An 18,467-nucleotide genomic window follows, 5' to 3' on the forward strand; every position below is an offset into this window, starting at 1 on the left:
CCGGGGTGCGCGTCAGCGCAGCAGCAGCCGGTTCGACAGCAGCTCGGCGACCAGCTCGGGCGGGGCCGTGGCGGTCGAGCCCGTCGAGTACGGCGGCTGCGGGTCGTACTCGATGACCAGCTGGATCGCCTCCGCGGCCGCGTCCCCGGCCAGTCGGCCGGCGAGCGAGAGCGCGAGGTCGATGCCGGCCGAGACGCCGGCCGCGGTCGCGTACTTCCCGTCGACCACGATCCGCTCCGTCCCGGTGGGCTGCGCCCCGAACGTCGAGAGCCGCTCCAGGCAGCACCAGTGCGAGGTGGCCCGGCGCCCCGTGAGCAGCCCGGCGGCGGCCAGGACCAGCGAGCCGGAGCAGACGGAGGTGGTCCAGGTGGTGGTGGCGTCCACCGCGCGCACCCACTCCAGCACCGCCGGGTCCGTCAGCCGGGCCTCCGTCCCGGGCCCGCCGGGCACCAGCAGCACGTCGGCGGCGTCCACCTCGTCCAGCGCGGCGTCCGCGGTGAGCGCGAGGCTCCTCATGTCCGTGCGCACCGGCCCGCGCCGGGCGGCGGTGAACACCACCTCGGCGCCGGGGATCCGGGACAGCACCTCGTAGGGGCCGACCGCGTCCAGGGCGGTGAAGTCGTCGTACAGCAGGATGGCGACGCGCATCAGTGTCCTCCGTCGTGACTGGGGTGGAAGCGGCGGCGGTACTCGGCGGGCGGGGCGGCCAGCGCCCGGACGAAGGCGCGCCGCATCGCCTCCGGGGTGCCGTAGCCGCAGGAGCGCGCGATCTCCTCGACGCCGTCGTCGGTGTCCTCCAGCAGCCGCCGGGCGGCCTCCAGCCGGACCCCGTCCACGTACCGGCCCGGGGTGACCCCGACCTCGGCGGCGAAGGCGCGGGCGAAGTGCCGCGGGGACAGGGCCGAGCGGCGGGCCAGCGCCTCGACCGACAGGTCGGCCTCCGGGTGCTCGGCGATCCACCGCTGCAGCTCGCGCAGCGGCGGCCGGGCCGCGACCTGGGCGGCCAGCTGGGTGCTGAATTGGGCCTGGTTGCCCGGTCGGCGCAGGAAGACCACCAGGTGACGGGCGATCAGCAGGGCGGTCTCCCGCCCCAGGTCCTCCTCGACCAGGGCGAGCGCCAGGTCGATCCCGGCGGTGACCCCGGCGGAGGTGGCGACGCGGCCGTCCCGGACGTGGATCGGATCGGGGTCCACCTCGACGTCCGGGAACCGCCGGGCCAGCTCCTCGCAGTACGCCCAGTGCGTGGTCGCCCGGCGCCCGGCCAGCAGTCCGGCCTCGGCGAGCAGGAAGGCGCCGGTGCACACCGACACCACCCGCTCGGCCCGCCCGGCCAGCTCCCGGATCCGCGCGACCAGCACGCCGTCCGGACGCTCGGTGCGCTCCGTGCCGGGGATCACGCCGCCGGGCACCAGCAGGGTGTGCACCGGCCCGACCTCGGCGAGGTCCGCGTCCGGCAGCAGCCGCAGTCCGCTGGAGCTGCGCACCGGCTCCCCGCCCGGGGAGGCGGTGACCACCCGGTAGGCGTCCGGCCGCTTGCAGGCGCGGCCCGCGCCCGTGAACACCTCCACGGGGCCGGTCACGTCCAGGCTCTGCACGCCCTCGTAGAGGAGGACCAGCACGCTGCGCGCTCTCATGCGGCCAGCCTCCCAGCGGGCCGGGGTGGCAGCAATGACCTGCTTCCCACCTTTCCTGCCACCCGCGCGGGCGTCACGCGCGGCCGCCGGGGCGGGTACGGCGAAACGCCGGAAGGCCCCTCGCTCTCGCGAAGGGCCTTCCGGCTGTCGGTGCGCCGCCAGGGACTCGAACCCCGGACCCGCTGATTAAGAGTCAGCTGCTCTAACCAACTGAGCTAGCGGCGCCTGCTGACGTGGAGAACATTACCTGGTCAGCGGGCGAAACACACAATCGGCCCGGACGGCCCCGGTCCGCTCAGGCGGTCAGCACCACCTTGCCCCGGACGTGCCCGCCGCCGACCAGCCGGTGGGCCTCGGCGGCCTTCCCCAGCGGCAGGGCCTCGGCGGCCTCCAACCGCAGCCCGCCCGCCTCCCAGAGCCGGACCAGCTCGGTCAGCCGGGCGGCCGTGCGCGGTGCCCGCAGCCCCCGGACGCCGAGCCGCTCGGCCGCCGGGTAGTCGACCACCGTGCCGATCCGGTCCCGGTCGGCGACCAGCTCGACCGAGGCCTCCAGCGCGCCCCGCCCGGCGGCGTCGAAGGCCGCGGTCACCCCCTGCGGCGCCACCGCCCGGACCCGCTCGACCAGCCCCTCCCCGTACGCCACCGGCACCGCGCCCAGCTCGCGCAGGTAGGCGTGGTTGCGCTCGCTCGCGGTGCCGATCACGGTGGCGCCCCAGGCCCGGGCCAGCTGGACGGCCACCGTGCCGACCCCGCCGGAGGCGCCGTGCACCAGCACGGTGTCGCCGGGGCCGACGCCGAGCAGGGTGAGCGCCACGTGGGCGGTCTGGCCCGAGGCGGACAGCGAGCCGGCCTGCTCCCAGGGCATCCCGGCCGGCTTGGCCACCAACTGGGCGGCGTCCACGGTGACCAGCTCGGCCTGGCTGTTCAGCAGCCGGAAGCCGATCACCTCGTCGCCGACCGCCCAGTCCCCGCTGTCCGGCCCCAGCCGGTCCACCACCCCGGCGAACTCGTTGCCGAGGACGAACGGCGGCTCGGCCACCATCCCCGGCGGCCGGAAGCCCTCCCGGATCGCGAGGTCCACCGGCTGCACCCCGGCGGCGTACACCCGCACCCGCACCTCGCCCGGGCCCGGCTCCGGCTCCGGCACCTCGGTGACCCGCAGGACCTCGGGACCGCCGGACCCCGTCACGGTGACCGCCTTCATGACCGCTCCCTCCCCCCGGGCCGTTCCGGCCCGGACCACCCGCCCGACGGCTCCCGTCGGCCGGTCCCGATCCTCGGACCTGAAGTGCGCTTGAGGTCAAGTGCCCGTGCGGTGTGTCGTCACCGATGGGTGCATTGTCAGATTTATCCTGGGCGGCGCTCAGCCGTCCGCCGTACGAGAGGATCCTCCCCGTGGGCCAGCTGCCCCTGTTCTTCCTGGTGCTGCTCGCCTCCGTGGTCACCATGCCGCTCGCGCGCCGGACGGGTGTGCCGCAACCGGTCCTGATGACCCTGCTCGGCATCGTCATGGCGCTCGTCCCGCAGATCCCGGACGTCACCATCGAGCCCGAGCTGATCCTCCCGCTGGTGCTGCCGCCACTGATCTTCGCGGTCGCCCGGCGCTCCTCGGTGCGCTACTTCAAGGCCAACATCCGCTCGATCCTGCTGCTGGCCGTCGCCCTGGTGGTGGTGACCACCGTCGCGGTGGCCAGTACGGTGCACTGGCTGCTGCCCGCCCTGCCGCTCGCCGCCGCGATCGCCGTCGGCGCGCTGGTCTCCCCGCCCGACCCGGTCGCCGCCGTCGCGGTGGCCGGCAGTGTCGGCCTGCCCCGCCGCCTGGTGTCGATCCTGGAGAGCGAGGGCCTGTTCAACGACGTCACCGCGATCGTCATCTACTCGCTGGCCATCGAGGCCGTGGTCAGCGGCGACTTCTCGATCGACCACGCGGTGCTGCGCTTCGTGCTGTCCGCGGTGCTGGCCGTGGTCGTCGGCGTGGTGCTCGGCTGGGTCAACGCCAAGCTCGCCGAGCGCCTGGACGACCCGACCCAGCAGGTCGCGCTCAACCTGCTGGTGCCCTTCGCCGCCTACACCGTCGCCGAGGAGATCCACGGCTCCGGCGTGCTCGCCGTCGTGGTCTGCGCGCTCTACCTCGCCGAGCGGGCCTCCGACGCCGACGCCGTCTCCTACCGGCTGGTCGGCAACGCCTTCTGGGAGGTGGTCGAGATCCTGATCACCGGGGTCGCCTTCGGCCTGATCGGCCTGGAGCTGGCCACCGTGCTCAAGGAGGCCGGCCGCGGCTGGCCCGGCTTCCTCGGGGACGCCGCGGTGGTGATCGCCGTCGTCGTGGGGGTCCGGCTGCTCTGGCTGCTGCCGGCCGGCTGGGTGTCGCGCCGGCTGCGCAGCGGCGACGACGAGGACACCCCGTTCAGCTGGAAGGAGAGCGTGGTCCTGTGGTGGTCCGGCATGCGCGGCGTCGCCACCGTCGCCCTCGCGCTCGCCATCCCGCTCACGCTGCACTCCGGCGAGGAGTTCCCCGAGCGCGGGCGGCTGGTCTTCATCGCCTTCAGCGTGGTGCTCTTCACCCTCCTGGTGCAGGGCCTGACCCTGCCCTGGCTGGCCAAGCGGCTGCGGCTGGACGTCGACCAGGACCGGCACGAACAGGCCGTCCGTCAGCTCTGGTGGCGGGCCGCCAAGGCCGGACTCGCCCGGCTCGGCGAGCTGGAGGAGCAGGACCGGCTGCCGGCCGAGGTCGCCGACCGCCTGCGGGACCGTCAGCACGACCGGCTGGCCCGGCTCTGCCCGGAGAAGTACGCCGAGGAGGAGGCCGCCGAGGCCAAGCTCCGGCTGGCCCAGTGGCGGGCCGCCCGGGACGTCGAGCAGGAGATGATCGCCGCCTCCCGCCGGGAGATGCTCGTCGCCCGCAGCGAGCTCGGCGCCGACCCGGAGCTGGTCGACCAGGTGCTGCGCGGGCTCGACCTGCGGTCGGACCGGAAATGACGGCCCGACAGCGGTGGCCGGGCGGAATGTGCGCGACCACCCCCGGGGTTGCATAGGCTGAACCCGGGCAGGCCGTCAACGGAGTCGGCGCACCACCCGTACCCGCACGACCTCGCACGGACCCTCATCGCCGGGTCCCACGCCTGGCCCTGCCGGTTTCTGCACCCAGATGAATCGAGGACCCACCGATGTCGGAGACCCGCGCCGACGCCCGCACCCCGCTGGACCGCACCCCGCAGTGGGCCGCCCTGGCCAAGCACCGGGCCGAGCTGGGCGACACCCACCTGCGCGAGCTGTTCGCCGCCGACCCGGAGCGCGGCCGCCGCCTCACCCTGCAGGTCGGCGACCTGCACGTGGACTACGCCAAGCACCTGGTCACCGACGAGACGCTGGAGCTGCTGCGCGACCTCGCCGCCGCCACCGGCGTCGCCGCGCTGCGGGACGCCATGTTCCGCGGCGAGAAGATCAACAACACCGAGCACCGCGCCGTCCTGCACACCGCCCTGCGCGCCCCGCGCGGCGCCGTGGTCGAGGTCGACGGCGAGAACGTGGTGCCCGCCGTGCACGCCGTCCTCGACAAGATGGCCGCCTTCGCCGAGAAGGTCCGCGGCGGCGAGTGGCGGGGCCACACCGGCAAGCCGATCCGCACCGTCGTCAACATCGGCATCGGCGGCTCCGACCTCGGCCCCGCGATGGCCTACGAGGTGCTCCGCTCGTACACCAAGCGCGACCTCGACGTCCGCTTCGTCTCCAACGTGGACGGCGCCGACCTGCACGAGGCGGTCCGCGACCTCGACCCGGCCGAGACGCTGTTCATCGTCGCCTCGAAGACCTTCACCACCATCGAGACCATCACCAACGCGGTCTCCGCCCGCGACTGGCTGCTCGGCGGCCTCGGCGCCGGCACCGAGGCGGTGGCCAAGCACTTCGTCGCGCTGTCCACCAACGCCCAGGGCGTGCAGGACTTCGGCATCGACACCGCCAACATGTTCGAGTTCTGGGACTGGGTCGGCGGCCGCTACTCCTACGACTCGGCGATCGGCCTCTCGCTGATGATCGCCATCGGGCCGGACGCCTTCCGCGAGATGCTGGACGGCTTCCACCTGGTCGACGAGCACTTCCGCACCGCCCCGCCGGAGCGGAACGTCCCGCTGCTGCTCGGCCTGCTGGGCGTCTGGTACGGCGCGTTCTTCGACGCCCAGGCGCACGCGGTCCTGCCGTACTCCCACTACCTGTCCAAGTTCACCGCCTACCTGCAGCAGCTGGACATGGAGTCCAACGGCAAGTCGGTGACCAGGGACGGCACCCCGGTGGACTGGCAGACCGGCCCGGTGGTCTGGGGCACCCCCGGCACCAACGGCCAGCACGCCTACTACCAGCTGCTGCACCAGGGCACCAAGGTGATCCCGGCCGACTTCATCGGCTTCGCGAAGCCGGTCGCCGACCTGCTCCCCGGCCTGGTCGCCCAGCACGACCTGCTGCTGGCCAACTTCTTCGCCCAGACCCAGGCACTGGCCTTCGGCAAGACCCCGGAGGAGGTCGCCGCCGAGGGCGTGCCCGCCGAGCTCGTCCCGCACAAGACCTTCAAGGGCAACCACCCGACCACCACCATCCTGGCCGGCGAGCTGACCCCGTCGGTGCTCGGCCAGCTGGTCGCGCTCTACGAGCACAAGGTGTTCGTCCAGGGTGCGATCTGGAACATCGACTCCTTCGACCAGTGGGGCGTCGAGCTGGGCAAGGTGCTCGCCAAGCGGATCGAGCCGGTGCTGCTCACCGGCGAGGGCGCCGAGCAGCTGGACAGCTCCACCGCCGAGCTGGTCGCCCGCTACCGCGCGCTGCGCGGCCGCTGAGCCCCGGTCGGGCCGTCCGCTCCGGCGGGCGGCCCGGACCGCTCCACCGCCGGAGCCGGAAACGCCCGAAGGCCCCTCGCTCTCACGAGGGGCCTTACGGCTGTCGGTGCGCCGCCAGGGACTCGAACCCCGGACCCGCTGATTAAGAGTCAGCTGCTCTAACCAACTGAGCTAGCGGCGCCTGCTGACAGAGAAGACTCTAGCAGCGCCGCGCGTCCGGACCAAAATCGAATACCGGTCGCCCCGCGTTCACCCCCCGGCCACGACGGCCGTGCCGACGGGCACCGCCGCGCCCGGCTCCCGCGCCGCCCGGACGCAGGCCCACAGCACCACCGAGGCGCCGGGCAGCCAGGGCTCCCGCTCCTCGGGGGCGACGATCCACCGGCCGGCGCCCTGGCCGGGGGAATCCGGGCTGTCCACCATCCGCTGCAGCGGCGGGACGGTCACGGTGTCGCCCTTGCCGTGGCACAGCAGCGGCGGCACGTCCCGGGCCCACTCCTCCCAGGCCAGCAGCCGGCGCAGCCGGGGCGCCGCGCCGGGCTGCACGAACAGCAGGGTGCGCCCCCGGTGGCTCGCCACCGGACCGCAGCCCGGACCGGAGGACCACAGTTCGTCCAGCACCCGGCGGCCGAACAGGCCCGGTATGCTGATCACGTCGAAGGCGCGCCCGCAGGGCAGTACCGAGGGCGCCCACGGGCGGGCCTCCCAGAGGGCCCGCATGCTGTGCGGGTACTCGCTGGCGGAGGCGAGCCAGGCCTCCCCGGCCACGCTGACGTACTCCACCGACTGATGCGTCCGGATGTCCACGCACAGCAGCGTGCGCCGTGCGCGCCCCCGGCAGGGCGGAAAGCGCCGTTCGCCGGACACGGCGGCGGGACATCGCGTACCCTCCGCCCCCGGCATATGCCGGGGGCCGGGGATCAGTCCTCGTGGCGGCGCGGCTGGAGCAGGGTGCGGCCGTACTCGATCATCTTGGCGGCGTAGTCCGGGGTCCAGTCCGCCCGTACGGCGACATCGGCGTCGGACAGCGCGTCGAACCGGCGCGGGTCGGCGAGCTGGGCGGCGGCGACCGCCTGGAAGTCGGTGGCCCGCTCGGCGGCGGCCCGGAAGGCCAGGGCCAGCTCGGTGGAGCGGCGCAGCAGCTCCGCCGGGTCCTCGATCGACTCCAGGTCGAAGAATCGTTCCGGCTCCGGTTCGGCGGACTGCGGCTCGAACAGCAGCTGCGCCGGACGCAGACGCCTGGTGGGCTCGGTCGACTCTGCAGGGGAGTCGGGCATGGACGGACACCTCCGGGGTCTCGGTGGGGCGGGCGAAGCTGCTCCGGGCTGCGCCGCCCGGGGTGTGGCCGTCGTCCATTGTCTCGCGGCGGGGCCGGGTAACGGAACGGTGCGCGTGCGGGCGCTATTCCCGGGCGCGCGCCGGGGGCGTGCTCCGTGCGCCGCGTATCAGGATCGCGTGCGAACCGGTTGTCCCGGTGTCCGGTCGTCGTACCGAAGGAGACCCCGATGCGTGTCCGCCAGGCCCTGCCGGCCCTCGTCCTCGCCCTGCCGCTGCCGCTCGCGACGGCCCCGGCCGCCACCGCCGCCGAGACGGCGGTGGTGGTGCAGGGCCCGTTGAGCGTCCCGGGCGGCCCGTCGAAGGCGACCTGCCCGGGCGGCACCCACCTCACCGGCGGCGGGTACCAGCTGCCGGCCGGGGCGAACGACACGGTGACCCACAACGGCCCGTCCCCGGACGCGACCGGCTGGTACGCGCAGGCCGACCACACGGCCGTCACGGCCTTCGCGGTCTGCGAGACCGAGGACTGAGCCGGGAGCCGCTACCGCAGGTGGACCCGGTGGCCGCTCAGGTGCTCCAGCACCTGGTGGTTCGCCTCCCAGCCGTCCGGGAAGGCCACCGGGACGCCCAACTGCACCGGCTCGGTGGCCGGGTGCTCGTCCAGCAGCTCGGCGATCCCGGCCCGGGCCACCACGATGCAGGCGTGCCGGTGGCGGGAGGCGAGCACGCAGAGCCGGCCGGTCTCCAGGTGGAAGGCGGTCGCGTCGGGGCGGCCGGAGAGCGGGTGCAGCACCACGGTGACGTCGTACTCGCGGCCCTGCAGCCGGTTGGCGGTGTCCACCGTGACGGCCGGCCCGGCCGTGCCGTCCACCGGGACGCCCGCCTTGAGCAGGGCCGCGCGGACCGCCGCCGCCTGGTCGCGGTGGGCGGTGCCGACGGCGATCCGGTCCGCCGTGAGCGGCGCCTCGCCCTGCTCGGACCGCGCCGTCAGCCCGCGCTCCAGCAGCCGGCGGACGGTGGCCGCGACCGCCGCCACCGCCTGCGGGTCGGTCCGTACGGTGTGCCGGGCGGGCAGCTCCAGCAGCGCCCAGCCGTGCTCGGCGGCCCGGTCGATCGCCGCGTCCAGGGCCGAGCCGTCGGGGCGGACGGCGGCCGTCAGCCGGCGGTCGTCCGGCCCGGTGCCGGAGCGGAACGGCGTGTACGGGTAGAACGCGCGGGAGACCAGCGGCGCCGCGCTGGCGGGCAGCCGCCAGGAGACCGGCAGCCGGTGCGGCTCGATCTGCGGGTTGTGCGCCAGCAGGGTCACCACGGCACTGCTGGACGGGTCGTACGACAGCCCCGCCCACTGCTCGGTGCCGACCACGGTGAACGGGTCCAGCTGGCCCGGGTCGCCGACGAACAGCGCCCGCTCGAACAGCCGGGCCACCGCGAGCAGGGCGTCCGAGCGCATCTGGTACGCCTCGTCGACGATCGCGTGCCGCCACGGCGCCTCGGCCCGCACCCACTGCCACTTGGCCGAGGTGGAGATCACCACGTCGTGCTCGACCAGCTCGGCGACCTTGTCGGAGGGCGTCACGTTGGCGTGCTTCAGCACCTCCGGGCCTGGCCGGGAGTCCGCGGCGTGCAGCCGGCCGATCGTCAGGTCCGGTGCCTTCTCGGCCAGTCGGCCGACCAGGTCGTCCACCTGGCCGTTGGTCTGGGCGACGATCATCAGCCGCTCACCGGCCTGGACCAGCTCGCGGGCGGCCCGCACCACGAGCGTCGACTTCCCGGCGCCGGGCGGGGAGTCCACCACCACGCCGCGCGGGGCACCGGCCTGCGGGCGGACGGTCGCCGCCAGGATCCCGGCCACGGCGGCGTCGGCGGCGGCACCGGGGTCGTGCGCGGGGCCCGGCTCGGGCGACGTTGCGGTCATCACTCCCACTCCTCGGAGGCGGACGGCGCGGGTACGGGCGCGGCACCGGGCGGGCCGCCGTGCGTCCACGGGGTGTCGTCCGGCTCCGGCAGCGGGGCGGACTGGCGGACCGTCAGCTCGAACAAGGTGAAGGTGACCGCCTCGCCGGGCTCGGGCAGGCTGCCCGGATCCGGCTCCTTCTTGCGGCCCATGCCGGACAGCATCCGCAGGGTGACGGTGCCCTCGGCGGCGTCCACCGCGACGATCTCGGCCTTCTGCGCCGACGGGCCGTGCACCCGGTGGGCCTCGCGGCCGAGGTCCGCGTGCGGACGGTCGGCGGTGCGCACGGTCACCAGCGGGCGGGGCTTCGGGGAGCGCCCGGTGGTGTCCCAGTCCGGCACCACCTCGGTCACCACACCGGCGAACGCCTCGCCGGCCAACCGGTGTTCGGCCATCGCCAGCGGGTCGTCCAGCGCCTCCTGGACGTCCAGCCGGGTCTGCTCGCGCTCGCGCTGGGCGAGCTTGCGGGCGGCGGTCACGGCGTCGTCCTGCCGGGGCTGCGGCGGCTCGCCGGCCGCCAGGCGGTCCCGGTGGCCGGTGTAGGACCAGCGGTCGCCGGTCCAGCGCTCCTCCAGGTGCCCGGCCGGCGGCAGGGTGCGCAGCAGGTCCAGGCCCTGCCAGACGTCCCGCCAGGTGGGCAGCAGCACGGCCGTCAGCAGCTCCGCCAGCTCTTCGACCGCCGCCCGTACGGCCGCCCGGGCGCGTTCGGCGGCGGCCTCGTCGCGCTGCTCGGTGCTGTGCCGCAGGGCGCCCGCGGCGGCGTCGTAGCGGCCGATCGCCGGGGCGAGCAGGGCCTCGTCGAAGCGGGGGTCGGTGGTCGGGCCGGCCGGCGGGTGCAGCAACTGGCCCGCGTCGTCCCGGGCGGACTCGGCCAGTTCGGCCGCCTCGGCGCCGGATAGGCCGGGCGGCGGGCGGTGCCAGGCCAGTTGGGCGGCCAGGTGCTGGTCCTCCAGGTGGCTCTGGCCGGTGGCCCAGTGCCGGGCCAGCAGGCCCGTCATCGGCAGCAGCAGGCTGGAGCCGGGCACCTGGGCGCGGTCGGTGAGGTGGGTCAGCCAGCGGCCGAGCAGCGGCACCCGGACCGGCGCCGGGTAGGGGCCGGGATCCGCGTCCTCGACGGTCCGGCGGAAGCGGGTCGAGCGGCCGATCAGGGCGAGGTGGTGCACGCCCGCGCTGTTGGGCACGATCAGCTGCGGGGCGTCCGTGCACAGCTCGCGGAACACCTGGGTCTTCTCGCCCGTCTCCGGGTCCTTCTCGGAACCCTCGATCTGCTCGACGTCCTCGGCGAAGGACTCGAGGTAGGGCAGCAGGTCGGCGGCCAGCTCGGCCAGGAAGTCGGCGCGCAGGGTGCGGTTGAGCGGCTGCGGCACCAGGTGCAGCCGCGGCGCGTCCCGGTCGGTGCCCATCATCACGGCCAGCGGAGCGCCGGACTCGCCGGCCGCGGTCAGCGGGACCAGCACCATCGGGCGGTCGGACAGGTGCCGGTGCCGGACGGTGGCCAGCGGCTGCGCCCGGCCGCTGCGGACGGCCTCCAGCCGGGCCAGGGTGGTGAGCAGGCTCATGCGGTCGTTCCCGGGGCTCCCGCGGTTTCCAGGACCGCCGCGGCCGCGAGGACCGGCGTGCTCGCGAGGAGCGGCACGGCCGCCCGGACGGGCGCGGCTTCCGGGGCCGTCGCGGCCCGCCGGCGGGCGGCGGTCCCCAGGGCCTCCGCGCGCAGGGCGGCCGCGTAGGCCAACCGCTCGGCGGCGTCGTCCGCGGCGTCGTCCCCGGCGGCACAGTCCGGGACGGTGCCGTCCGCCCTGCCGTTCGGCACCGTGCCGTCCGTCGCGGGGCCGCCGCCCGTCGTTCCGGAGGCGGCGGCCAGGGCGCCGGTGACCGTCCGGATGCTGCCCAGCTCGCCGCGCACGCCCCGGCCGAGCTGCTCGACCCGGTCGTCGCGGCGGGCCCGGGCGCGGCAGTGGAAGCCGAGTTCGCAGGTGGAGAGGCAGTCCGGGCTGTACGCGGCGGGCACCGCCTCGACCGAGGCGGCCAGGTGCTCGTCGGTCCGGGCCGGCGTGCCCGTCTCGTCGGAGGCCAGGTCGAAGCCCGCGCCGGCCGGCAGCGCGTCCAGCAGCCGGCCGATCCCGGTCATCCGGCTCAACTGGCGGCGGGTGGTGGCCAGCTCGCGGCGGACGTCGACGGCGACCGCCGTCGGCTGGTTGCCGAAGTCCTTCGGGCAGACCAGCAGCACGCTCGTCCGGGGGCTGCCGGGCAGCCGTTGCTCGGTGTACGGGTCCTCGCCGACGGGCACCCCGGCCGCCGCGGCGGCGGCCTGCTGCAGCGCCAGCACGTACACGGCGGCCTGCCGGGCGGCGGCGCCGACCTTGGCCGGGTCCGCGCTGCCGTCGAGCACCGGGAAGGACTTGATCTCGACCACCGTGCACCGCCCGCCGTGCACCACCAGCGCGTCCGGCTCCAGGTAGGCGGTGCTGCCGGCCACGTCGAGCCGCAGCATCGGGTGGTCCAGCAGCGTCCAGGCCGCGGGGTCGCCGGCGGCCCGGGCCAGCGCCTGGGCCGTCCGTTCGGCGCGGACGGCCGGACCGGAGCGCTGCAGCAGGTCCGGCACCTCCAGCGGGGCGTGGCCGTCCACCGGGAGGTCGAGGTGGCGGCGCAGCGGCTCCAGGAGCGCGGCGTAGTCGTCCGCCTTCAGCCGCGACTCGAAGATCACGCCGCGGGCGATCGCGAAGGGGGACTGCCCGAAGGGGGCGGGGCGGCCGAGCCGGGCGGCCAGCGCCGACTTGTCGATCCCGGCCGCGTCGAGCACCGCGCGGCGGTGGCAGCCCGGATTGGCGGCCAGCGCGGCGAGGGAGCGGGCGTTCAGACTGCGCTGCGGGGCCGGTCCGCGCAGTTCGGCGAGCCGCTGGGCGAGCGGCTCCGCCGACCCGCCGGGCGGGACGTTCGTCGAGACGTTCATGGTGCGGCCCAGTGTCGCATCCGGGTCCGACAACGCGGTCCCGGACCGGCCGCCGGACGCCCGGTGGACGTCCGGTGGATGGCCGGAACCGGTGCCCTCCGGGCCGGCGGCGCGGGCCCGGCCGCCCGGACCGGCCCGCGATCGTGTCCGCCGTCCGGGTGGGGGATCATGGAACCCGGTGCTCAATGGTGAGACCGACCGTTGCCGCCGCCCTGCTGCGAGGAGCCTCCATGCCCGCCCGAATCGTGCTGGTCCGCCACGGCGAGACCGAGTGGTCCGCCACCGGCCGTCACACCGGCCGCACCGACATCCCGCTGACCGAGGAGGGCCGCGCGATGGCCCGGGCCCTCGGCGCCCGCCTGGCGAAGGCTCCCTGGAACGGGCTGCCGGACGCGCTCGTCTACACCAGCCCGCTCGGCCGCGCCAAGGAGACCGGCACGCTGGCCGGCTTCGGCGACCGCGCCGTGGAGCGCCCGGAGCTGATGGAGTGGGACTACGGACAGTACGAGGGCCGCACCGGCGCCGACATCCGGGCCACCGACCACCCCGGCTGGCTGATCTGGCGGGACGGCGTCCCCGGCGGCGAGAAGCTCTCCGAGGTGGCCGCCCGCGTGGACGGCCTCCTCGCCGGCCTCCACCAGGAGCACGGCGTCCCGGAGGCGGACACCACCGTGATGCACTGCGCCGACCAGGACGTCGTGCTGTTCGCGCACGGCCACCTGCTGCGCATCCTGGCCGCCCGCTGGCTGGGCCTGCCGCCCGAGTTCGCCCAGCGGTTCAAGCTCGGTACGGCGGCGCTGTGCGTGCTGTCCTGGGAGTACGGCGCCCCGGCGGTGGAGATCTGGAACGACCTCTCGCACCTGGACGGGCTGACCGCCGGGCACTGACGCCCTCGGCGTCGCGGCGCCGGCGGCGCCCCGCCGCGCGCGGCACCGGGCGGCCGTCGCGCCGCTGCCGCCGCGATCGCCGCTGCTGCCACCGATCGCGGGCCCGGGCGGCCGGCGCGCGGCTAGGCGGCCGTCGCCCGGTCGTACTCGGCCAGGAACCGGCGCACCTCGGGCACCGCGGCGTGCGGGCGCAGCCGTCCGGCGGTGTCCGCCAGCATGCTCCGGATCCGGGCCGAGCGGACGTCGCCGAACAGCGCGACGGCGGACGAGCCGTGGTACGCCGCACCCGGGAGGTCCCCCCGGCCGAGCCGGTCGTGGGCCAGCTCGGCGGTGTACAGCACCCGGTTCCGGACGAAGTGCGGCTCCTGCAGCGTTATGGCCAGCCCGGCCTGTTCGCTGGCGCGGTCCCAGTCGCCGAGCGCGGACCAGCACTGGGACTGCAGCCCGGCGATCTCGGCCTCGCCGAAGAAGGACATCCACTCCGGATCGGCCTCGCTCGGGCCGCGGTCGAACAGCGCGTACGCCCGGCCGAGCGCGCGTTCGCAGGAGGTGCGGTCCTGCAGCAGCGCCCAGGCGCCGGCCTCGCGCATGGCCAGCAGGGCCAGCAGCCGGTCGGAGCCCAGTTCCCCGGCGGCGACCTGCCCGGCCTGGGAGGCGCGCAGCGCCTCGCGCGGCCGGCCCGCGTCCCGGGCCAGGAAGGCGCTGTTGCAGAAGACATGGGCCTCCAGCGCGGAGTCCCCGGCCATCCGGGCGGTGGCCAGCGCCTCGGAGTAGAACGAGCGGGCGTCCGCCAGCCGGTTCGAGTCGTGGGCCAACCAGCCCACCGAGATGGCCAGTTCACCGGCTCCGGCCTGTAGCCGGCGCTCCGTCTCGGCGCTGTACTCGCCCTCGTTGAGCAGCACGTACGCATTGCGCAGCGACTGCCCGGCGAGTTCGTACAGCGCGTCGGCGCCGTGCGCGTCATCGGCCAGCCGGATGTCCCGGACGGCCTGTTCGACCCCGAGCACCTCGGCGGCGCCGACCCGGCGCAGCGCCGGCACCGGGCCCCGACCGGGCACCACGGCGTCGGTCGAGAGCAGTGCCGGTGCGGCGAACTCCGCACCGTGAAGGGCGCCTTGGCCGGTGAGAGCACCGGAGGCGCCATCGGTACCGGCCCGTCGGCCGGCGGCCACGGCCGACCGGTCGATGCCGATCACGGTGGCCAGCGCGGTGGTGCCGCCGGCCAGGAACGTACGGCGACGCACGTCGTCGTTCTCCTCGTCGAAATAGGGCGATCCATCGGGCCCCTGGGGCACCGCTCCGGGCCTCGGCCACGGCGGGCCGTCCGGTCCGGCTGGATCCGCGTACGGCGAGGCAGCGTAGGGGAGTTGGGTGGAGAGTGGGGAGCGCGGGGCGGGCAGGGGCGGGAACGGCGGGTGGAGCGGGGGCGGCTCGGCCCGCCCGGCGCCGCCGTCCGCCCAGCGGCGGCGGACGGCGGCCCGGGGGGCGAAGCCGAGGTCGGTGAGCGTGCGGTCCGGCCACATGTGCCGGAAGACCCGCTCGTAGGCGTAGTTGGGGCAGCGGATCTCACCGGACTCGACCCGCCCGATGTAGCGGGCGTCGCAGGAGACGTGCTCGCCGATCTCGCGGGCGGCCCGGCGCACCGCCATCGCGAACTCGCCGGGCGAGCGGTCGCCGCGCAGCGCGCGCATCACGGTGTTGGGGGACGGTCGGTTCGGCTCGGCCGGTGGGGTGGCTGCCATGGCGCCGAGAGTACTCGGAGTCACCGACCGACCACATGGGGTTCGCGGGATATGTACGGACAATAGCGGGCGAAACGGGCGATGTTGCGGGATATCTGCCATGAAATGCCATGCCTTGCTGTAAGGCGCCCCGTGGCCCGGGGTGCATCCTCGGCGTTGTCCTGATACGAGGAAGCCCAGGCCGTCGCCCCGGCCCGTCCCAGCCCGGTGGCCCCTCCGGGCGGCTGCGCTTCCGGATCCGACGAGGTACAGGAGGGCTCGTGATGGCCACCGGACTGCCGCAGTACCGACCCGTCGCCAGGGGCGGTCTCGCCGGCGCAGCCCCCGCCCTGCTGCCCGAGCCCGTCGACGACCGGATCCCCGGCCGGGGTCCGGTCGAGGGCGGCCGGGCCCCCTGCGGCGGCCCCCGGCGCGAGCGCGCCGTGCCCGACGAGGGCACCCTCCTCACCACCGTCGACACCGTGACCGTCGCCCTGCGGCACGGCCTGGAGGCCGTCGACATCCTGAGACTGCGCCGCGCCTGCGGCGCCGTCCTGCAGAGCCGCAACGGCAGCACCGTCTCCTTCCTCGTCCCGGCCGGCACCTGGGAGACCTGGCACCTGCCCGGCAGCTCCTGTTCGGCGGGCGCGCTCGTCCCCGCCGCCACCGACCTGCGCTGGGTCATCCCGCCCGCGGGCCCGGGCTGCGCCGCCCGCCCCACCGACGCCTGGGTGCTCCGTTCCGCCCTCTGCGAGGCCGCCTGCACGCTCACCGCGGGCGGCCTCGGCCCGTTCTAGCGGGCGTGCCGCGCGGATCCAGCCGGGCCCGCGAGCGCCGCTCGCCCCTCCGGCCGGTTCCCCCCGGTACGCCCCTGACCAGGGCGGCCCGGCGCCCGTGGCGGCAGCCGTGCCCGCGCCCGCGGCGACGGCGAGCTTTGCGCCTACGGCGGCGACGGCGAGCTTTGCGCCTACGGCGGCAGCGGCCTCTGCGCCTACGGCGGCAGCGGTCTTCGCGCCTCCGGCGATAATGGCGGGCATGGGACGAAGCAACAGGGCCGCGCGCGGCAGCGAGACGGCGGCCCCCACCGGCGCGGGCGGACGTACCCACGCCCAGGGCCCGCTCTCCCGTCCCGTCGGCTCCGGCCTGGCCGAACTGCGGCCCGACCGCGACCGTCCGGCCGCATGGTCGCTGCTGATCGACGGCGCCCCGCAGTCGCTGGTCGACCTCGCCGACCCGACCCACCTCGGCTTCGAGTACCAGCGGCGGCTCGGCCACCTGATCGACCTGGTCGCGGCACCGGGCCGCCCGCTCACCGTGCTGCACCTGGGCGGTGGCGCCCTCACCCTGGCCCGCTACACCGCCGCCACGCGGCCCCGCTCCCGCCAGCAGGTCGCCGAGATCGACACCGCGCTCACCGAACTCGTCCGCACCGAACTCCCGTTGGAGCGCGGCTGGCAGATCAAGGTGCGCGGCGGGGACGCCCGCAGCGTGCTGGAACGCACCCCCGAAGGCACCGTCGACCTGGTCATCACCGACGTCTTCTCCGGCGCCCGCACCCCGGCCCACTGCACCACCGTCGAGTTCACCACCCTCGCCGCCCGCGCGCTCGCCCCCGGCGGCTGGTACGCCGCGAACATCGCCGACGGCGGCGCCCTCCCCTTCGCCCGCTCCCAGGTCGCCACCCTCGGTGCGGTCTTCCCCGAACTCTGCCTCATCGCCGACCCCGCCGTCCTGCGCGGCAAGCGCTTCGGCAACCTCGTCCTGGCCGCCGCCCACACCCCCCTCCCGGTCCCCGAACTCACCCGCCGCGCCGCCTCCGACCCCGCCCACGCCCGCGTCGAACACGGCCGTACCCTCACCGACTTCGCCGCCGGAGCCGCCCCGGCCACGGACGCCACCGCCGCCCCCTCCCCGGAACCACCCCCTGGCGTCTTCCGCTGACCCGCGACCATCCGGCCGTCCGCGTACCCGCCCCGGTCCCCCTCTTCCCGGGTCCCACTGACTCGGCCGCTGCTCGGTGACGGCGTGCGGCGTGCCGGACGCCCGCAGGGGGCGGCCCGCCTTCCGCTGACCTGCGGAGACCCCACCGGCGCTGGCCGCCTGCTCGTCGGGGCGCCCGCATTCTTCCGGTGGCCCACGGTGCCGCGTGTCGAACGCTCGCCGGGTGGCCCGGTCCCGGGCGCGTTCCGCCGACCTGCGGCCCGGTCGGGCGCGCGCTCGGCGGTGTGCCGGGTGCCGAACGCTCGCGGGGCCGTTCGCTCCGTACGGCCGTCATGTCGTCCGAGCCGACCCGGGGCGGCTTCCGCGGACGTACGCAGACCCACGAGGGAGTCCGCGCGCAGGCCGGGGCGCCCTTTCTCCGGGGGCCGCGGACGGGCGAGCACCCGTAGCCTCCGCCCGGTCGACTCAGCGACTGGGCCGACCTGCGAAGGAGTCGCCGCCGGCCGGGAGTCCCGGTCCTCCGACGAGCGCCCGAGCTCCCGAGCCCTGCGCCGACCTCCCCGCGTGGACGCCGCGCCTCCGCTGCCTCGGCCCGTACCGGCCTCGGGACAGTCGCCGCTGCGGCCGCCCCGCCGCTGCGGCACCGGGCGGGCCTCCGCCGGTGCCCTGCTTCCCGGTGGCTTTCCCAAAGCCGCTGGCGCGCGGACGAGTTGCCGCCCGAGAATGACCCCTGTCGCACAGTCGTCGACGGTCCGAGGGGATGCCGTGCAGATCAGACCGGCCCGGCCGGAGGAGGCCGCGCTGCTCACCGGGGTCGCGCTGCGGGCCAAGGCGTACTGGGGCTACGACGAGGCGTTCATGGCCGCCTGCCGGGAGGAGCTGACCGTCGACGCCGCCGTGATCGAGCGGGCGTGCACGGTGGTGGCCGAGGAGGGCACCCGGGTGCTGGGGTTCGCCTCGCTGGTCGGTGGGCCGCCCCAGGGGGCACTGGACATGCTCTTCGTCGAGCCGGAGCTGATCGGCCGGGGTGTCGGCCGGGCCTTGTTCGCCCGGATCAGGGAGCTGGCGTCGGGGCTCGGGCTGCGGCGGTTCACGATCGCGTCCGATCCGCATGCCGAGCCGTTCTACCTGGCGATGGGGGCGACCCGGATCGGCGGCGTCCCGTCCGGCTCGGTTCCCGGGCGTGAACTCCCGCTCCTGGCGCTGGAGCTGGGCCGCCCGCCGGTGTAGCCGACCCGTGCCCGTGTCCGGCCCCGCCCGTGGCCCGGTCCCG

16 protein-coding genes and 2 tRNA genes are annotated in these 18,467 nt (G+C 75.7%); 7 read left to right on the top strand and 11 right to left on the bottom strand.

The features are described 5' to 3' along the window. Positions 1 to 12: 12 nt before the first annotated feature. The 4 genes from ACZ6Y7_RS25580 to ACZ6Y7_RS25595 all read right to left on the bottom strand — a co-directional run bounded on the left by ACZ6Y7_RS25580 (position 13) and on the right by ACZ6Y7_RS25595 (position 2,838). Positions 13 to 648 carry a DJ-1/PfpI family protein gene (locus tag ACZ6Y7_RS25580; protein ID WP_465760256.1) on the bottom strand — a complete coding sequence of 212 codons (636 nt, stop codon included), beginning with the start codon at positions 646 to 648 and terminating at the stop codon, positions 13 to 15. After that, positions 648 to 1,634, bottom strand: coding sequence for a GlxA family transcriptional regulator (locus ACZ6Y7_RS25585; RefSeq protein ID WP_465760257.1), 987 nt, complete (start codon positions 1,632 to 1,634; stop codon positions 648 to 650). Before ACZ6Y7_RS25585 ends, ACZ6Y7_RS25580 begins: the two co-directional genes overlap by 1 nt. Positions 1,635 to 1,785: 151 nt before the next feature. Beyond that, a tRNA-Lys gene (locus tag ACZ6Y7_RS25590) sits at positions 1,786 to 1,859 on the bottom strand. Between the two features lie 70 nt (positions 1,860 to 1,929). Next, positions 1,930 to 2,838, bottom strand: coding sequence for an NADP-dependent oxidoreductase (locus ACZ6Y7_RS25595; RefSeq protein WP_465760258.1), 909 nt, complete (start codon positions 2,836 to 2,838; stop codon positions 1,930 to 1,932). A gap of 191 nt (positions 2,839 to 3,029) precedes the next feature. Here ACZ6Y7_RS25595 and ACZ6Y7_RS25600 point away from each other — a divergent pair, with 191 nt between their 5' ends. Both ACZ6Y7_RS25600 and pgi read left to right on the top strand, forming a co-directional pair. Next, positions 3,030 to 4,613, top strand: coding sequence for a Na+/H+ antiporter (locus tag ACZ6Y7_RS25600; protein ID WP_465760259.1), 1,584 nt, complete (start codon positions 3,030 to 3,032; stop codon positions 4,611 to 4,613). Between the two features lie 188 nt (positions 4,614 to 4,801). After that, positions 4,802 to 6,463, top strand: a complete 1,662-nt coding sequence (pgi, locus tag ACZ6Y7_RS25605) for a glucose-6-phosphate isomerase (RefSeq protein WP_465760260.1) — start codon at positions 4,802 to 4,804, stop codon at positions 6,461 to 6,463. A 107-nt stretch (positions 6,464 to 6,570) separates the two neighbouring features. Here pgi and ACZ6Y7_RS25610 read toward each other — a convergent pair. The 3 genes from ACZ6Y7_RS25610 to ACZ6Y7_RS25620 all read right to left on the bottom strand — a co-directional run bounded on the left by ACZ6Y7_RS25610 (position 6,571) and on the right by ACZ6Y7_RS25620 (position 7,740). Beyond that, positions 6,571 to 6,644, bottom strand: a tRNA-Lys gene (locus ACZ6Y7_RS25610). Positions 6,645 to 6,712: 68 nt separating this feature from the next. Further along, entirely contained in the window at positions 6,713 to 7,270 is a 558-nt protein-coding gene (locus ACZ6Y7_RS25615) for a bifunctional DNA primase/polymerase (protein WP_465760261.1), read from the bottom strand. Positions 7,271 to 7,383: 113 nt separating this feature from the next. Beyond that, a complete protein-coding gene (locus ACZ6Y7_RS25620) occupies positions 7,384 to 7,740 on the bottom strand; it encodes a hypothetical protein (RefSeq protein WP_402219894.1) in 357 nt (118 codons plus the stop codon). 228 nt (positions 7,741 to 7,968) lie between these two features. Here ACZ6Y7_RS25620 and ACZ6Y7_RS25625 point away from each other — a divergent pair, with 228 nt between their 5' ends. Then, positions 7,969 to 8,271 carry a hypothetical protein gene (locus tag ACZ6Y7_RS25625; protein WP_465760262.1) on the top strand — a complete coding sequence of 101 codons (303 nt, stop codon included), beginning with the start codon at positions 7,969 to 7,971 and terminating at the stop codon, positions 8,269 to 8,271. Between the two features lie 11 nt (positions 8,272 to 8,282). Here the strand turns inward: ACZ6Y7_RS25625 and ACZ6Y7_RS25630 are convergent, their stop codons facing one another. From ACZ6Y7_RS25630 to ACZ6Y7_RS25640, 3 genes are read right to left on the bottom strand one after another with little or no spacing between them, the layout of a single operon-like run. Beyond that, a complete protein-coding gene (locus ACZ6Y7_RS25630) occupies positions 8,283 to 9,656 on the bottom strand; it encodes an AAA family ATPase (protein ID WP_465760263.1) in 1,374 nt (457 codons plus the stop codon). Further along, a complete protein-coding gene (locus ACZ6Y7_RS25635) occupies positions 9,656 to 11,254 on the bottom strand; it encodes a hypothetical protein (protein WP_465760264.1) in 1,599 nt (532 codons plus the stop codon). The genes ACZ6Y7_RS25630 and ACZ6Y7_RS25635 overlap by 1 nt, the downstream gene beginning before the upstream one ends. Next, positions 11,251 to 12,645, bottom strand: coding sequence for a hypothetical protein (locus tag ACZ6Y7_RS25640; RefSeq protein WP_465760265.1), 1,395 nt, complete (start codon positions 12,643 to 12,645; stop codon positions 11,251 to 11,253). The genes ACZ6Y7_RS25635 and ACZ6Y7_RS25640 overlap by 4 nt, the downstream gene beginning before the upstream one ends. Positions 12,646 to 12,875: 230 nt before the next feature. Between ACZ6Y7_RS25640 and ACZ6Y7_RS25645 the strand changes: the two genes are divergently transcribed. Next, the gene (locus ACZ6Y7_RS25645; protein ID WP_465760266.1) at positions 12,876 to 13,532 is read left to right on the top strand and encodes a histidine phosphatase family protein; all 657 of its coding nucleotides are present in this window, start codon (positions 12,876 to 12,878) and stop codon (positions 13,530 to 13,532) included. A 122-nt stretch (positions 13,533 to 13,654) separates the two neighbouring features. Here ACZ6Y7_RS25645 and ACZ6Y7_RS25650 read toward each other — a convergent pair whose 3' ends face one another. Then, positions 13,655 to 15,274, bottom strand: coding sequence for a tetratricopeptide repeat protein (locus ACZ6Y7_RS25650; protein ID WP_465760267.1), 1,620 nt, complete (start codon positions 15,272 to 15,274; stop codon positions 13,655 to 13,657). A gap of 263 nt (positions 15,275 to 15,537) precedes the next feature. Here ACZ6Y7_RS25650 and ACZ6Y7_RS25655 point away from each other — a divergent pair, with 263 nt between their 5' ends. From ACZ6Y7_RS25655 to ACZ6Y7_RS25665, 3 genes are all read left to right on the top strand, one after another. Beyond that, complete coding sequence (locus tag ACZ6Y7_RS25655; protein WP_465760268.1) at positions 15,538 to 16,050, top strand: hypothetical protein; 513 nt, start codon at positions 15,538 to 15,540, stop codon at positions 16,048 to 16,050. Between the two features lie 238 nt (positions 16,051 to 16,288). Further along, positions 16,289 to 17,194 (top strand): spermidine synthase, encoded by a 906-nt coding sequence (locus ACZ6Y7_RS25660; RefSeq protein WP_465760269.1) that lies wholly within the window; start codon positions 16,289 to 16,291, stop codon positions 17,192 to 17,194. A gap of 765 nt (positions 17,195 to 17,959) precedes the next feature. After that, complete coding sequence (locus tag ACZ6Y7_RS25665) at positions 17,960 to 18,424, top strand: GNAT family N-acetyltransferase (protein WP_465760270.1); 465 nt, start codon at positions 17,960 to 17,962, stop codon at positions 18,422 to 18,424. Positions 18,425 to 18,467 lie beyond the last annotated feature (43 nt).

This window comes from Kitasatospora sp. NPDC053308, assembly GCF_055585785.1.

Coding starts and splice junctions, on each gene's coding strand:
- ACZ6Y7_RS25580 (WP_465760256.1), bottom strand. CDS start 648: ATGCGCGTCGCCATCCTGCTGTACGACGACTTCACCGCCCTGGACGCG.
- ACZ6Y7_RS25645 (WP_465760266.1), top strand. CDS start 12,876: ATGCCCGCCCGAATCGTGCTGGTCCGCCACGGCGAGACCGAGTGGTCC.
- ACZ6Y7_RS25650 (WP_465760267.1), bottom strand. CDS start 15,274: ATGGCAGCCACCCCACCGGCCGAGCCGAACCGACCGTCCCCCAACACC.
- ACZ6Y7_RS25630 (WP_465760263.1), bottom strand. CDS start 9,656: ATGACCGCAACGTCGCCCGAGCCGGGCCCCGCGCACGACCCCGGTGCC.
- ACZ6Y7_RS25640 (WP_465760265.1), bottom strand. CDS start 12,645: ATGAACGTCTCGACGAACGTCCCGCCCGGCGGGTCGGCGGAGCCGCTC.
- ACZ6Y7_RS25585 (WP_465760257.1), bottom strand. CDS start 1,634: ATGAGAGCGCGCAGCGTGCTGGTCCTCCTCTACGAGGGCGTGCAGAGC.
- ACZ6Y7_RS25595 (WP_465760258.1), bottom strand. CDS start 2,838: ATGAAGGCGGTCACCGTGACGGGGTCCGGCGGTCCCGAGGTCCTGCGG.
- ACZ6Y7_RS25655 (WP_465760268.1), top strand. CDS start 15,538: ATGGCCACCGGACTGCCGCAGTACCGACCCGTCGCCAGGGGCGGTCTC.
- ACZ6Y7_RS25660 (WP_465760269.1), top strand. CDS start 16,289: ATGGGACGAAGCAACAGGGCCGCGCGCGGCAGCGAGACGGCGGCCCCC.
- pgi (WP_465760260.1), top strand. CDS start 4,802: ATGTCGGAGACCCGCGCCGACGCCCGCACCCCGCTGGACCGCACCCCG.
- ACZ6Y7_RS25625 (WP_465760262.1), top strand. CDS start 7,969: ATGCGTGTCCGCCAGGCCCTGCCGGCCCTCGTCCTCGCCCTGCCGCTG.
- ACZ6Y7_RS25635 (WP_465760264.1), bottom strand. CDS start 11,254: ATGAGCCTGCTCACCACCCTGGCCCGGCTGGAGGCCGTCCGCAGCGGC.
- ACZ6Y7_RS25620 (WP_402219894.1), bottom strand. CDS start 7,740: ATGCCCGACTCCCCTGCAGAGTCGACCGAGCCCACCAGGCGTCTGCGT.